Origin of the sequence: Streptomyces graminofaciens, assembly GCF_030294945.1 — a bacterium.
GTDB lineage: Bacteria > Actinomycetota > Actinomycetes > Streptomycetales > Streptomycetaceae > Streptomyces > Streptomyces graminofaciens.
Genome location: NZ_AP018448.1, coordinates 5,335,811 through 5,350,544 on the forward strand (window position 1 = coordinate 5,335,811; position 14,734 = coordinate 5,350,544).

The 14,734-nt window shown below is 70.3% G+C and carries 13 protein-coding genes; 4 read left to right on the plus strand and 9 right to left on the minus strand.

Annotation, left to right across the window (positions count from 1 at the left end):
• Positions 1 to 174: 174 nt before the first annotated feature.
• The 4 genes from SGFS_RS22715 to SGFS_RS22730 form a co-directional block, all read right to left on the minus strand.
• Positions 175 to 858: an ABC transporter ATP-binding protein gene (locus SGFS_RS22715; RefSeq protein ID WP_286252877.1), complete on the minus strand. Its 684-nt coding sequence runs from the start codon at positions 856 to 858 to the stop codon at positions 175 to 177.
• Between the two features lie 52 nt (positions 859 to 910).
• A complete protein-coding gene (locus SGFS_RS22720; protein WP_286252879.1) occupies positions 911 to 2,410 on the minus strand; it encodes an ABC transporter permease in 1,500 nt (499 codons plus the stop codon).
• Between the two features lie 186 nt (positions 2,411 to 2,596).
• Positions 2,597 to 3,865, minus strand: a complete 1,269-nt coding sequence (locus SGFS_RS22725) for a L,D-transpeptidase (protein ID WP_286252881.1) — start codon at positions 3,863 to 3,865, stop codon at positions 2,597 to 2,599.
• Between the two features lie 227 nt (positions 3,866 to 4,092).
• A complete protein-coding gene (locus SGFS_RS22730; protein ID WP_286252882.1) occupies positions 4,093 to 4,437 on the minus strand; it encodes a hypothetical protein in 345 nt (114 codons plus the stop codon).
• A 110-nt stretch (positions 4,438 to 4,547) separates the two neighbouring features.
• Here SGFS_RS22730 and SGFS_RS22735 point away from each other — a divergent pair, with 110 nt between their 5' ends.
• Positions 4,548 to 4,889, plus strand: a complete 342-nt coding sequence (locus tag SGFS_RS22735) for a hypothetical protein (protein WP_286252883.1) — start codon at positions 4,548 to 4,550, stop codon at positions 4,887 to 4,889.
• 51 nt (positions 4,890 to 4,940) lie between these two features.
• Here SGFS_RS22735 and hutH read toward each other — a convergent pair whose 3' ends face one another.
• Positions 4,941 to 6,479: a histidine ammonia-lyase gene (gene hutH / locus SGFS_RS22740; RefSeq protein WP_434028208.1), complete on the minus strand. Its 1,539-nt coding sequence runs from the start codon at positions 6,477 to 6,479 to the stop codon at positions 4,941 to 4,943.
• Positions 6,480 to 6,886: 407 nt separating this feature from the next.
• Between hutH and SGFS_RS22745 the strand changes: the two genes are divergently transcribed.
• Complete coding sequence (locus tag SGFS_RS22745) at positions 6,887 to 7,117, plus strand: hypothetical protein (RefSeq protein WP_286252884.1); 231 nt, start codon at positions 6,887 to 6,889, stop codon at positions 7,115 to 7,117.
• Positions 7,118 to 7,271: 154 nt separating this feature from the next.
• On the opposite strand, the gene SGFS_RS22750 is transcribed toward SGFS_RS22745, so the two are convergent.
• Both SGFS_RS22750 and SGFS_RS22755 read right to left on the minus strand, forming a co-directional pair.
• Positions 7,272 to 8,444: a GGDEF domain-containing protein gene (locus SGFS_RS22750; protein ID WP_286252885.1), complete on the minus strand. Its 1,173-nt coding sequence runs from the start codon at positions 8,442 to 8,444 to the stop codon at positions 7,272 to 7,274.
• Between the two features lie 111 nt (positions 8,445 to 8,555).
• A complete protein-coding gene (locus tag SGFS_RS22755) occupies positions 8,556 to 9,404 on the minus strand; it encodes an enoyl-CoA hydratase/isomerase family protein (RefSeq protein WP_286252887.1) in 849 nt (282 codons plus the stop codon).
• Positions 9,405 to 9,638: 234 nt separating this feature from the next.
• Here SGFS_RS22755 and SGFS_RS22760 point away from each other — a divergent pair, with 234 nt between their 5' ends.
• Positions 9,639 to 10,373 (plus strand): hypothetical protein, encoded by a 735-nt coding sequence (locus SGFS_RS22760; RefSeq protein ID WP_286252889.1) that lies wholly within the window; start codon positions 9,639 to 9,641, stop codon positions 10,371 to 10,373.
• 225 nt (positions 10,374 to 10,598) lie between these two features.
• Here SGFS_RS22760 and SGFS_RS22765 read toward each other — a convergent pair whose 3' ends face one another.
• A complete protein-coding gene (locus tag SGFS_RS22765; protein WP_286252892.1) occupies positions 10,599 to 11,762 on the minus strand; it encodes an adenylate/guanylate cyclase domain-containing protein in 1,164 nt (387 codons plus the stop codon).
• 297 nt (positions 11,763 to 12,059) lie between these two features.
• Positions 12,060 to 12,938: a biotin--[acetyl-CoA-carboxylase] ligase gene (locus SGFS_RS22770; RefSeq protein ID WP_286252893.1), complete on the minus strand. Its 879-nt coding sequence runs from the start codon at positions 12,936 to 12,938 to the stop codon at positions 12,060 to 12,062.
• Between the two features lie 179 nt (positions 12,939 to 13,117).
• Here SGFS_RS22770 and SGFS_RS22775 point away from each other — a divergent pair, with 179 nt between their 5' ends.
• Positions 13,118 to 14,725, plus strand: coding sequence for an acyl-CoA carboxylase subunit beta (locus tag SGFS_RS22775; RefSeq protein ID WP_286252894.1), 1,608 nt, complete (start codon positions 13,118 to 13,120; stop codon positions 14,723 to 14,725).
• Positions 14,726 to 14,734: the final 9 nt, after the last annotated feature.

Here is a 14,734-nt window from a genome sequence, read left to right on the forward strand (position 1 = left end):
AGGAAGCTGCCAATAACTGAGGTAATAGCTTCACTTGTGTCTTTTTCTGCCCATTCGGGCTCAACACCCCACCCGGACAATCCCACCACGCCACGCGATTCCCACCCGTCGCAGAACCCGGACCACGCACGCCCCGCACGCGCCCGGGTTCCACATCAACGCGCCCCGCCCGTGTTAGGCCCCGGCGTTCTCCTTGACAGTGATCCGCCCCTTGCGGATGGTCGCGACCCGAGGGGCCTTCTTCGCCAGGGCGGAATCATGGGTGACCATGATGAAGGTGAGCCCGTGCTCCTTCCACAGGGTCTCCAGTACGTCCATGATCTCGTCGCGCATGGACTCGTCGAGGTTGCCGGTGGGTTCGTCGGCGAGCAGCACCTTCGGCTGCTTGACCAGCGCACGGGCGATGGCGACACGCTGCTGCTGACCACCCGACAGTTCGGTGGGCAGATGCGCGAGCCGCTCCCCGAGCCCCACCGACTCAAGCGCCTCGGCGGCCCGCCGCCGCCTTTCCTTGGCCTTCACCCCGAGGGGTACGAGGGCGGTCTCGACGTTCTCCTGCGCGGTGAGCGTCGGGATCAGATTGAAGCTCTGGAACACGAACCCGATGTTCTCGCTGCGCACTTTGGTCAATCTGGCCTCGGACAGCTTGGCGAGATCGGTTCCGTCCAGCTCGACACTTCCCGCACTCGGCTTGTCGAGCCCACCGAGCATCTGAAGCAACGTCGACTTCCCCCCGCCGGTCGGCCCCTGAATGACCAGCCGATCCCCGTCCGCGATGGTGAGATCGACCCCGTCGAGCGCGTTGACGGTGTCCTTGCCGCGCGAATACTGCTTGGTGACGCCGTTGAGTACGTACATGGGGCAACAACTCCTGCTTTTCGTGGGTGACTTGACTACCGGGACCGCACGGCTACTCCACGCGCCGCAACGCGTCGGCCGGCCGCAGCCGAGAAGCCCGCCACCCGCCGAACGCACCCGCGACAAGCCCGCCCGCGACCGCCAGCCCCACCGCCACGGCAATGGTCGAGACACTCACCGGCGCCGTAAGAGCGACCTCCAGCGCGTCCGAAGCCGCCTGCTGCCCGCGACCACCGCCGCCACCGGGGAAGCCACCGCCGGGACCCCCGCCACCGGGTCCACCCCCGAACCCGCCACCGGTGGTACCGATTTCCGCCTGCAGCGTCGGGCTGATCGCCGTGACGAGATATGCCCCCGCCAGCCCCAGCGCGATGCCGAGCGCCCCACCGACCAGGCCGTTGACCATCGCCTCGCCGACGACCTGCCGGGTCACCCGCCCCGACTTCCACCCCAGCGCCTTGAGCGTGCCGAACTCCCGCACCCGGCGCGACACCGCCGAGGACGTCAGCAGCCCCGCCACCAGGAACGCGGCGATCAGCACGGCGATCGACAGCCACCTGCCGACGTTCGAGGCGAGGTCGGAGGCCGTGGACAGGGATCCGGAGACGGTCTTGGCCAGATCGGCGGAGGTCGTCACCGTCGTACCCGAGATGTTCTTCTGGATATCGGACTTGACGCTGTCGATCCGCTGCGAGTCGGTCGCCTTGACATAGATCGTGGTGACCTTGTTCTTTGAGTCGCTGAGCGTCTGCGCCTGCTTCAGCGGGATGTACAGGTTGGCCGCCGCGTCCCCGGTGCTGGGCGTGGCGATACCGATGACCTTGTACTTGGTGCTCTTGATCGTGACGGTGTCCCCGACCGAGAGCTCCTTCTCCTTCGCGTACGACTTGTCCGCGACGACCACCTTGGAATCGGCCTCGGACGCCTTGAACGTACGACCGCTGGTGATCTTCGAGGAGGTCAGCGGGCCGAGCGCGGGCTCGGTGACGTCCGTGCCGTACACGGAGTAGTTGTTGACGTCGAACTCGGCTCCGCCGCCCTCGACCCGCCCCTGGGGCTGCCCGTTCCCGCCCTGGCCGCCGCCGGGACCGCCCTGCTGCTGACCGCCGTTCGCGTTCTGGTCCTGCTGGAACTGGCCCCGCCGGAACTGCCCGTCCACCTTGATGACCTGGAGGCTGAGTCCGCCGACGGCGTCCGCGACATCCTTCTGGTCACCGACCTTGGTGACGGTCGAGGCGGCCAGGGTCTCGAAGCCCTGGACCATGACGACATCGCTGCTCTGCTCGTCGTCGGAGTCGTCGTCCTGCGCGTCGAAGCGGAAGCGGGGGCGGTCGTCGCCGTTCTCACCGGGCGCGGAGCGGGCCTTGGTGACGGTCATGTCGGTGCCGAGCCCGTACAGGGATTCGAGTACCTTGCCCTGCGCCTTCTCCATGCCCGAGGACACGGAGCTGACCACGATCACGAGCGCGATGCCCAGCGCGAGACCGGAGGCGACGACGAGGGCCGCCTTTCTGCGGCGGCGCAGTTCGCGCCTCAGGTAGGTGAAGAACATGGCGGCAAGCTAGAGACGCCGCGTGATGAAGGGATAAGCCAGCCATAAGAGAAGGATGAGAAGGCTGTGCGCAGCCCCGGAAGAACCCCGGAAGAGCCTTGGAAGGCCCGCTGGAAGCACCCCGGAAACACCGATGCCGCCCCCGGGGGGCGGCATCGGCGGCACAGCGTCACCTCATACGGGGGCTCAGGCCTGCGAACCCGCCGTCCACTCGGCCCAGCTCAGGTTCCAGCCGTTGAGGCCGTTGTCCGGGGCGACCGTCTTGTCACCGGTGTTCCGGATGTCCACGACGTCACCGACGATCGAGTTGTTGTAGAACCAGGCGCCCTCGGTGTCGGGGTCGTTGGCGCCCTTGGTGTCGTTCAGACCGACACAGCCGTGGCTGGTGTTGACGTTGCCGAAGACGGAGTCGGCACCCCAGTAGTTGCCGTGGATGAACGTCCCGGACGTGGTGAGCCGGATGGCGTGCGGCACGTCCTTGATGTCGTACTCACCCTTGCCGTCGTCGTCGGTGAAGCCCACGGTCGCGCCGTTCATGCGCGTCTCCTTGAACTTCTCCGACATCACCATGACGCCCTGGTACGTCTTGTTCTCGGGCGAACCGGCGGAGATCGGGATGGTCTTGATGACCGTGCCGTTGTGCATGACCTTCATCTGCTTGGTCTTGGCGTCGACGACCGAGACCTGGTTGCGGCCGATCTTGAAGGTCACCGTCTTCTGCTGCACACCGAACACGCCGTCGGAGCCCTCGACACCGTCGAGCGCGAGCTTCAGCGTGACGGTGGAGTTCTCCTTCCAGTACTCCTCGGGGCGGAAGTCGATGCGGTTCGCGTTGAACCAGTGACCGACGACCTCCTGGCCGGAGGTGGTGCTGACGGTGATCCCCTTCTGGACGGCGGCCTTGTTGGTGATCGCCTTGTCGAAGTTGATCGAGACCGGCATACCGACGCCGACGGTCGAGCCGTCCTCCGGCGTGAAGTTGCCGATGAAGCTGTTGGCCGGCGAGACCGTGGTGAACGCCGCGTTCTCGTGGGCCTCGCGGCCGTCCGCGTCCTCGGCGGTGGCGGCGATCTTGTAGCTGGTGGACCGCTCCAGCTGGGCGCTCGGGGCCCAGCTCTTCTTGTCGGCGGATATCTCACCGGCGACGGCCGTGCCGTCGGCGGTGGTCATCGCCACCTTCGTGAGCGAGCCCTTGCTCACGGTGACCTTCGCCGAGTTGTTGATGGAGGCGTTGGTCGAGCCGTCCTTCGGCGTGATCGCGATCTCAGCCACGGAGTTCTTCTTGGCCGCCGCCTCGTCGGCCTTGGCCTGCGAGGAGTCCCCGCCGTCGTTCCCGGACGCGTTGTCGCTGTCGCCTCCGCTGCACGCAGAGAGCACCAGCACCCCGCCGAGCAGTGCGGACGCGACCGTGAGGCCCTTGCGCCGCTTACTGTTCGTCATCACACGCTTCTCCATCGTTGCCGAAATCCCCGAACCCGAGATCCCCGTAAGCACTAAAACATCTCAACGGCATGTTCCCGTTCCGCTTCCCGCGGATCTGTGGGATACGCCACGTCGGCCACGCCTCGATCAACAGCGAATCAGCAGTGACCCAGGGGCGTGCGGATGCACCAGTGCGCCCCCTGAGACGACAGAACCCCGAGCGCCGGTTGCGCCCGGGGTCAAGTTCTTCCCAAGAAGCGTCAGCCGAGCCGGTCTTCCTCGTCCGTCTCGCCGTCATCATCCTCGCCGAGGCCCCATTCCGGCGAATCGGGGTCGTAGTCGATTCGCTCACTGCTCCAGGAGGCCTGTGCGAGTTCGACCCCCGGCACCCCGCTGACCAGGTCGAACGGGTCGACGAGATACGCGATGGCCTCCGCCGTGTCTTCCGTCACGGCGCTCTCGGCGTGCGCCCGCTCGTCGTCCGGCATGTCGGGGTCGTCGGCGATGCGGCGCAGCGCGGCACCCGTGACGGCGTCGACGTTCTCGACCTCCACCACCAATTCCACCCGAAGGCGGACAAACTCTGAATTCTCAGAAGTGTTCATGGAACGGAGCGTACGTCTCACGGCTCCCACGACTTTCCCGCGACCCGCGCCTTTCATTAGCATCGCTGTCTACGGCCAATTCGCCAGCGCCACAAGGGGATCGATATTCCGTGTCCGTCGCACGTCGCGCGTCGTCCACCGCCCGCCGCTCGCTGCTGACCGCAACCGCCGCGGGGACCCTGCTGTGCGCCCTGTGGTTCGTGCCGTCCGCGAACGCGACGCAGGACGAGACGGTGGCGGAGCGCACGAGTACGAGTACGAGTTCAAGCACGGCCACCGGGGCCGACACCAGCGCTGACACGAGCAAGGACGAGGCCACGGAGCACACGCGGCTCGCCGACACCGGAAGCCCCAACACCACGCCGTACATCATCGGCGGCACCCTCTGCCTGGCCCTGGGCGCGGGCTTCGTGGCGTACTCGGTGCGGCAGGGGCGAGTGGAGGCGTACTGATCAAGGGGCCGCCGTTCCAGGACGGCAGCCCCTTTCACGTACGCGCAGGTGTCAGGCGAGCGGCCCCGTCACCGACTCCACCGCCGCCACCAGCCGCCCGTCCCGGACGAACGTGTCGGCCAGTGCCAGGTCGGGGGCGAGGAAACGATCCGGCCCGGGGCCCTCGACCCCGGCCTTGCGGACGGCCTCGATGACGGCCCGGGTGGCGGGCGCGGGCGTCAGGCCCTCGCGCAGCTCGACCGCGCGGGTGGCGGCGTACAGCTCGACGGCGAGGACGCGTGTGAGGTTGTCCACGGCCGTGCGGAGCTTGCGCGCGGCGGACCAGCCCATCGAGACGTGGTCCTCCTGCATCGCCGAGGACGGGATGGAGTCGGCCGAGGCCGGTACGGCGAGCCGCTTCAGCTCGCTCACCAGCGCCGCCTGCGTGTATTGGGCGATCATCAGCCCGGAGTCGACGCCGGCGTCGTCGGCGAGGAACGGCGGCAGCCCGTGCGAGCGGTTCTTGTCCAGCAGCCGGTCGGTGCGGCGCTCGGCGATGGAGGCCAGATCGGCGACGGCGATGGCGAGGAAGTCCAGGACGTACGCGACCGGGGCGCCGTGGAAGTTGCCGTTGGACTCCACGCGCCCGTCGGGCAGTACGACCGGGTTGTCGACGGCCGACGCCAGCTCGCGCTCGGCCACCAGCCGGGCGTGCGCCATCGTGTCCCGCCCGGCGCCCGCCACCTGCGGGGCGCACCGCACCGAGTACGCGTCCTGCACGCGCGGCGCGTCGTCCTGGTGGTGCCCGGTGAGCTCGGAACCCGCCAGCACGGCCAGCATGTTGGCGGCCGAGGCGCCCTGCCCGGGGTGCGGGCGGATGGCGTGCAGCTCGGGGGCGAGGACCTTGTCCGTGCCGAGCAGGGCCTCCAGCGACAGGGCGGCCGTGATGTCGGCCGACTTGTAGAGGGAGTCCAGGTCGGCGAGCGCCATGATCAGCATGCCGAGCATGCCGTCGGTGCCGTTGAGGAGGGCGAGGCCTTCCTTCTCCCGCAGTTCGACGGGGGCGAGGCCGTGCTCGGCGAGCAGCTCGGCGGCGGGCCGTACGACCCCGTCCGGGCCCTCGGCGTCCCCCTCCCCCATGAGGGCGAGCGCGCAGTGGGACAGCGGGGCCAGGTCGCCGGAACAGCCGAGGGAGCCGTACTCGTGCACGACCGGGGTGATCCCGGCGTTCAGGAGGTCGGCCATGCTCTGCGCGACCTCGGGGCGTACGCCCGTGCGACCGGAGCAGACGGTCTTCAGCCGCAGGAACATCAGCGCGCGCACGACCTCGCGCTCCACCCGCGGGCCCATGCCGGCCGCGTGCGAGCGGACGATGTTGCGCTGGAGCCGGGCGCGCAGTTCCTGGCTGATGTGCCGGGTCGCGAGCGCGCCGAAGCCGGTGGAGACCCCGTAGACGGGGTCCGGTTTGGCCGCCAGCGCGTCCACGATCGCGCGGGCCGCGGCAAGCGCCGTGAGCGCCTCGTCGGAGAGCTCGACCCGGGCGCCGGCACGCGCCACGGCGAGGACGTCGGCCGCGGTGGCACCCGAGGTCCCGAGCACCACCGCATCCACAGAGTGCATATCCATATTCAGGATCGTAGGGACTGAATCGCCGAATGTCACGACCGATCGCGGGAGGGACTCCTTACGCCGCCCGCCGGACGCGCGATCGATGACACGATCCGTGACATTCAGGGGCGGAGCAATCCGCGTAGATCAAAGGCTGATCAGAAATACATTGGATTTCGGTCCAAGATTGATCAGAAACATGCAGATCGGAGGCTTGGTCGCGCCGACCCGGGGATACGGTCGAGTCGCACTCGAAGCAATGAAGCTTCAAGTGAGAGAAGCAGAGATGAGGTCATTCCCATGGCGACCCCCCACCGCCGGACGGCCACGATCGTCACCCTCCTCGCCGCCGCCGGGCTGGCCCTCGGCGCCGCGGCGACACCCGCCACCGCGGCCGTCGGCAGAACCTGATGGCCAACACCTCCTGGGACGCCAAGTCCGTCTATGTGTCGGGCACTTCGGAGTGCAAGCGCCTGAACTCCGGGACCGACGGCAGGAAGAACGCCAATGCCACGGTGACCCGGGGCGCGTCCCTGCGACTGACCACCTTCAGCAGCACGAACTGCACCGACGGCCTGCTCCTGACCCGGGACTTCGTGGTCAGCACGGACCTGGACAACTACTGGGCCAACATGCGGTAGCGACCGCGCGGTTCTTTCCCCCCACGGCCACGGTCACTACGGCCATATTCCCCCCGACAGCCGTAGTGACCTCCCAGGACCGCGCGGTCCGTGACAACCGCGCGGTCCACCAGGGGCCCGCAGTCCGGTTCGGCGCGGAACCGGCGAGCGGGTACTAGGACCGGCGCCCTCTGATGCGGCGCCGGTCCCCCGGGTGGGTCGGATCGACAGGGGCCGGCGGACGGTCGGCCAGACTGACGACCGGGTCCTCGGCACCCTCGCCCTCACGGCCCGCGACGACCGGCTCGACGGAACCGGCGGCCTTGGCGCGGTACTGCGCCGCGTCGGCGAGCCGGAACAGCCGGCGGGCCGAGCGCACCGGACCGATCGGATCCCCGGTGGACGCCACCCCGCACGCGACCCCGTCGCCCGGCTCCAACTCCCGTGCCCGCGTGCACAGCTCGCCCGCGACCCGGACCACCTCGTCCGCCGTGGGCCCCACCGCCAGCAGACAGAACTCGTCACCGCCCAGCCGAGCGGCGAGCACCCGGCGGGGCAGCTCCGCCGCACAGCGCGAGAGCACCGTGCCGAACCGCTCCAGCAACTGGTCCCCGACCGCGTGACCGTAGGAGTCGTTCACCTTCTTCAGACCGTTCAGGTCGCACACCACCAGGCTGATCACCGTGGACTTCCCCCGGTGCGCCTCCATCGCCTCGTCCAGCCGCAGATCGACCGCGCGCCGGTTGCCGAGCCCGGTGAGCGAGTCGGTGTACGCGAGCCGACGGGCCTCCTCCAGGCGTTCCGACTGGGCGATCCCGGCCGCGACGACCGAGGCCAGTACGGTCGCGAACGCGGCGTCGTCGCCGTGGAAGACGGGCTCCCCGGCGGGCCGGGCCACATACAGCTCGCCCCATGCCCGGCCGTTCAGCACGACGGGCGCCACGACACAGCAGCCGCGTTTGCGCCGGCGCAGGGTGGCCACACGCTGGTGGCAGTAGCCGCCGAAGAGCCGTCGACCGACCGGCCCGGCGGCCGTCTCCACCCAGGCGTTGGGCTCACCGCCCTCCAGCCACCGCTCGTGCAGAAACTCGGTGATCTCCGGGAACTCGTGCACCGGGTATGTCTCGTCCTCGGGGAACTCCTCCTCGTCCGGCGACCGGCACCCCACGTTCACCAGCACCCGCAGCCGCCCGCGGTCCCGCTCCCACACGGAGAGCGCGGCGAAGCTGCCGGACAGGGCCCGGCACGCGCCGTCGGCGGCGGCCCGCCATGTCTCGCGCGGGCTGTGCGCCGCCGCCATGCCCCGCGCCAACGCCACCACGGCCCTCAGGCGTCTGTCCTCACCCATTGCTCCAGGCTAGGTAGCTTTGGGCAGGTTTGAGACATCAGTGGGGCGAACCGGTGTACGGACGAGGTCGGCGAAGGGCCGGACCGTCACCCCCTGCGACCATCCCCGTCGTCACTCACCGGGCCACTGCGGCTTCCGCTTCTCGTTGAAAGCGGCGACCCCCTCGGCCCGGTCCCCGGAGAACGCCACCGAACGCCACGCCGAGTCCTCGACCTCCAGACCGGCACGCAGATCAAGACCGTGCCCCAGCCGCAGCGCGCGCTTGGCGGCCCGCAGCCCGACGGGCGAGTTCGCGGCGATCCGGGCGGCCAGCTCCAGCGCCTCCACCCGGTCCCGCCCCTCCTCCACCAGCTGGTCCACGAGCCCCAACTCCCGCGCCTCGACGGCCTCCAGCCGCCGCGCCGTGAAGATCAGCTCGGCGGCCCGCGCGGCCCCCACCCGACGCGGCAGCAACTGCGTACCGCCACCGCCCGGGATCACCCCCACCGACACCTCGGGCAGCCCCACCACCGCCGTACGGTCGGCCACGATCAGGTCGCAGGAGAGCGCCAGCTCGAAGCCGCCGCCCAGCGCGAAGCCGTGCACGGCGGCGATCGTCGGCATCGGCAGCTCCAGTACGCCGGTGTAGGCGCCCCGGGCCACGGGCCGCTGCCGCACCAGCTCGGCGTCGCTGAAGGAGTTCCGCTCCTTCAGGTCGGCCCCCACACAGAACGCCCGCTCGTGCGTCGACGTCACCACGACCACGCGTACGTCCCGGTCGGCGGCCAGCGCCGCGCACGCCCCGGCGATCGAGCGGGCCATGTCCGTCGACACGGCGTTCATGGCCTTGGGCCGGTCGAGGGCCAGCTCGGCGACGTGGTCGTGCCGCCGTACGACGACGAACTCCCCGAACCGCCGCGTCCCGTCCTGCTGCCCCTGCTCGGCCGGCTCCGCCGCGGCACCCGAATCCGTGACGCCCATGACACCCTCCCGGTTAACGCGGGTTAACTTTTCCGATCCGTCCAGATCATCGCAGCCGGGCCCGGCCGAGAAAAGCCCGGCATCGCGAACGGCAACAACCCGAGCACCTCTTTTCTCGTTCGAGTGATATTCCGACCTTCTCCGGCGGTACCGCCCGCACCAGGGCATAACCTGCCCTGCGCCACAGGCGCATCGGGGGTCACGGGCGCCCGGAAAGAGCAGGGGGAACGGTCCATGACGACGAACACGCTGACCAGGCCGACGACGGCACCGACGGTGCCGGTACAGCGCACGGCACCGGTGGCGCCGAAGTCGGCAGCACCGGCGCCGGCCCACCCGGACCAGGCCGCCCCGGACCCCGCCCTCGCCGCGCCCCGCCCGCGCGGCCGGCACCGCAGGCCGCGCCCCCGGAAGCTGCTGTTCGCCGTGGGCGGGCTGGCCCTGGCGGCGGGGGCCCTGAGCCTCGTACGGCTGACCTCGGACCCGACGGGCTCCGGCGCCGGTGCGGCGGGGTCCGAGCCGCGGGCGGCCGACGGGATCGCGGACGAGCCGTCCGAGGCGGTGGAGGCGGCGGAGACCCTGCCCTCGGCGGACGCGGGCGATCCGACCCCGGAGGCCCCGATGGGCAGCGCGGAGCCGGACCCGACGCCGACACCGGGTACGCCCGCCCCGGGACGCACCCCCTCGACGGACCCGTCCGCGATCCCGGCCGACGTGGGCGTCGGAATCCCCGGGGCCCGAGGCGGCGCCACCGTCACCCCGAAGGCTCCCGCGACCACCATCCCCGAGACCGACACACCGGCGACGGACCGCCCGGCCCAGGCCCCGCCCACCACCGAGCAGCCCCCGGCACAGAACACCCCCGAGCAGCCGCGAGAGCCCCAGGAGGCACAGGACCCGGGGCTGTGTGTGCCGCTCGTGGGGCTGTGCGTGGACGAGGCGCTGCCCAAGCGGGGGGTGCTGCTCTAGGGCGTGTTTCGAAAGTGGCGTCGTCCGCCCGGAGGGCGGGGCCCGCGGCGTCTGGTGCGGTGCATCGCAAGGCGGAGGGTCGTCCGCGTACTGGGTGTACGCGGACGATCCCGACAACGCGGCGAGGTGCCGTGCCAGGCGTCGCGGGGCAGACGGGACTTTCGAAACACGCCCTAGGGCCCTTCTGATGGGTCTCCGCGGCGTGCGTAACGGACCCCCGGCCCCCTACCGCAAGCCGTGTCGCCGGGTGAGCAGCCACGGCTGTACGACGCCCAGGCCACGCACGGGACGCTGCCACATCGGCTGCAGCGCGAAGCGGTACGTCGGCGGCTCCTCGCCCTCCTTCTCGGCGGCGGCCGCGGCCTCGGCGGCCTCCGCCTCGGAGGCGGGGGCCTCGCCGGTGTGGGTCAGCTCCTCGGCGAAGGCGCCGTCGACCAGGACCGCGTCCTTCGGCGCTATCGACGTCAGCCGGCTCGCCAGGTTCACGGTCGAGCCGAAGACATCGCCCATCCGGGTGGTCACCGTGCCGAAGGCCATGCCGACGCGCAGCTCGGGCATGGTCTCGTCGTTCGACATGGTCTCGATGAGACGAAGAGCGATCTCGGCGGCGATACCGGCGTCGTCGGCGGCGTACAGCACCTCGTCGCCGAGGGTCTTGATGAGCCGCCCCCCGTGCGCCGCGACGAGATCCGCGGCGGTCGTCTCGAAGGCCTCGACGAGCTCGCCCAGCTCCTCTTCCTCCATACGACGGGTGAGCCGCGTGAAACCGACGAGGTCGGCGAAGCCGACGGCCAGCCGGCGGTCGACCATCTCCTCGTCGTCGCCGGACTGGACGACCCGCCCGGCGGAGGCGGCGAGCTGGCGGCGCCAGACATAGACGAGGAACTCCTCCAGCTCGGGCAGGAGCAGCTCGACGATGGGGTATGTGACCTCGGTGCGGGTCATACCGGGCTCAGGGGGCTCGGTCAGCCCCTCCAGGAACGAGTCGATCTGCCACTCGGCGAGCCGGGCCGTGGTCTGTCCGGTGGAACGGGCCACCTGCACGGCCATCGCCTCGCTCAGCAGCCCCGCCTCGACGAGGCCGGAGAGCCGGCGCAGCGCCAGCACATCGGCCTCCGTGAGCGCCTTGGCCTGCCCGATGTCGGCGAAGCCCATCGCCCGCCAGAAGCGGGTGGCCAGCTCCACGGAGACGCCCGCGCTGCGCGCCGCCTGAAACGGGGTGTAGCGCCGCTCCGCACCGAGGATGAGCCCCTCGAGGCGCAGCGCCAGCGGGTCGTCCTCACCGGCGTCAGTGCCGTGGGGGTCCTCCCGCTCGAGCGCGGCCGGGGGTGGAGGAGCGTCCGCTCGGCCATGCGCGTCCGTGCCGGAGCCCGTGTCGTCGACGGTCACGCCTGCTGCCCTTCCGATCTCCCGCGGTCAGGTATCGACCGGTCACCAACTTTACGGCAGGTGTGCGCCAGCTCACTCCGTCAGGTTGAGCCGGGGGTCGCACCCGGTGCCGGACGAGTACGCGGGGTTGGTTGTTCGTCCGTGGACGGATGGGGGCCGGCCGCGCAGTTCCGCGCGCCCCTGAAGCCGGGACCGCGCCCCGCGCTTCTGCCTCGAGGGGCACGGGGAACTGCGCGATCGACCACGACGAACCCGCGAGCCGCCGACGCACCCCACCCCCCGAGCGCTCCCGCGCTCTCACGCGGGCCGCAAGTGCACGATGTCCCCCGCCCCCACAGGCTCCCGCACCCCATCCTCCGTAGCCAACACCAACCGCCCGTCCCCATCCACGGCCACCGCCTCCCCCATGACCACCCGATCCCCCGGCAACTCCGCCCGCACCCGCCGCCCCAACGTCGCGCACCCCGCCGCGTAGGTCTCCTGCAGCCCGCTCGCCGCCGGATCCCCCCCGGCCGCCCGCCACCTTCCGTACCAGTCCTCCAGCCCCCGCAACACGGCCCGCAACAAAGGATCCCGGTCCGTGGTGACGGCTCCCGCCAGCTCCAGCGACCCGGCCGTGGGCACCGGCAGCTCCGCTTCCCGGAGCGTCACGTTCACGCCGATCCCCACCACGATCCCGTGCGCCCCGGCACGCTCGGCGAGAATCCCCCCGGCCTTGCGCTCCTCGCCCGCCACAGTCACCAGCAGGTCATTGGGCCACTTGAGTGCCGTGTCGATCCCGGCGGCCCGTGACAACCCCGTCGCCACGGCGACCCCGGTGAGCAGCGGCACCCACCCCCACCGCTCGACCGGCACCTCGGCCGGCTTCAGCAGCACGGAGAAGAAGAGCCCGGAGCGGGCGGGCGCGGACCAGACCCGGTCCAGCCGCCCACGCCCCGCGTTCTGCTCCTCGGCGACCAGGACGGCCCCTTCCTCCGCCTTTCCCGCCTCGGCGAGGGCGACGAGGTCGGAGTTGGTGGACCCGGTCGCCGACACCACGTCCAGGGAGCTCCACAGCCCTCCGCCGCGCACCAGGGCCCGGCGCAGGGAGGTGGAGTTGAGGGGCGGCCGGTCCAGGTCGGACCACTTGCTGCCGTTCGGCTCTTCGTACGCGTCTGATGCATCTTGAGGCGTCATGCAACCCACCCTAGGTGTGGTAAACGCCGCACTGCCGAACGGTAGGCGCGCCACTACGCTACGAGTGAGTAGCAAACCGCACGTCTGAGCACGCCCCGGAGAACCCGCAGTACCCGCCGCTGGGCACGTCCCGCACGTCCCCTCTCCGTCCCACCGAGCAGCCAGGGAGCCGCATTCCGATGTCCGAGCCGGAAGAGCGCCAGGCGATCGAAGAGATCGACATCCACACCACCGCGGGCAAGCTCGCGGATCTGCAGCGCCGCGTCCAAGAGGCGACGCACGCCGGCTCCGAGCGCGCGGTGGAGAAGCAGCACGCCAAGGGCAAGCTGACGGCCCGTGAGCGAATCGAACTGCTCCTCGACGAGGACTCCTTCGTGGAGTTCGACGAGTTCGCCCGGCACCGCTCCACCGACTTCGGCATGGAGAACAACCGCCCCTACGGCGACGGGGTCGTGACGGGCTACGGAACGGTCGACGGCCGCCCGGTCGCCGTCTTCTCCCAGGACTTCACGGTCCTCGGCGGCTCCCTCGGCGAGGTGTTCGGCCAGAAGATCATGAAGGCGATGGACTTCGCCCTCAAGACCGGATGCCCCGTCATCGGTATCAACGACTCCGGTGGCGCCCGCATCCAGGAGGGCGTCATGGCGCTGGGCATGTACGGCGAGATCTTCCGCCGCAACACCCACGCGTCCGGGGTGATCCCGCAGATCTCCCTCGTCGTGGGCCCCTGCGCGGGCGGCGCGGTCTACTCCCCCGCGATCACCGACTTCACGGTGATGGTCGACCAGACCTCGCACATGTTCATCACCGGCCCGGACGTCATCAAGACGGTCACCGGCGAGGACGTCGGCTTCGAGGAGCTGGGCGGCGCCCGCACGCACAACGCGACCTCGGGCGTGGCCCATCACATGGCGGGCGACGAGAAGGACGCCATCGAGTACGTCAAGCAGCTGCTGTCGTACCTGCCGTCGAACAACCTCAGCGAGCCCCCGGCGTTCCCGGAACAGGCGGACCTCACCCTCACCGACGAGGACCGCGAGCTGGACGTACTGGTCCCGGACAGCGCGAACCAGCCGTACGACATGCACACGGTGATCGAACACGTCCTGGACGACGCCGAGTTCTTCGAGACGCAGGCCCTGTTCGCCCCGAACATCCTCACCGGCTTCGGCCGGGTCGAGGGGCACCCGGTCGGCATCGTCGCCAACCAGCCGATGCAGTTCGCGGGCTGTCTGGACATCGACGCCTCCGAGAAGGCGGCCCGCTTCGTGCGCACCTGTGACGCCTTCAACGTCCCGGTCCTGACCTTCGTCGACGTCCCCGGCTTCCTCCCGGGCGTCGGCCAGGAGCACGAGGGCATCATCCGCCGCGGCGCCAAGCTGATCTACGCCTACGCCGAAGCGACCGTCCCCCTGATCACGGTGATCACCCGCAAGGCCTTCGGCGGCGCCTACGACGTCATGGGCTCCAAGCACCTCGGCGCCGACCTCAACCTCGCCTGGCCCACCGCCCAGATCGCCGTCATGGGCGCCCAGGGCGCGGTCAACATCCTGCACCGCCGCACCATCGCCGCCGCCCCCGACGAGGAGCGCGAGGAGGTCCGCGCCCGCCTGATCCAGGAGTACGAGGACACCCTCCTCAACCCCTACACGGCGGCCGAACGCGGTTACGTCGACGCGGTGATCACGCCCTCCGACACCCGCCGCCACATCGTCCGCGGCCTGCGTCAGCTGCGCACCAAGCGGGAATCACTTCCCCCGAAGAAGCACGGCAACATCCCCCTCTAGCCCCTCTAG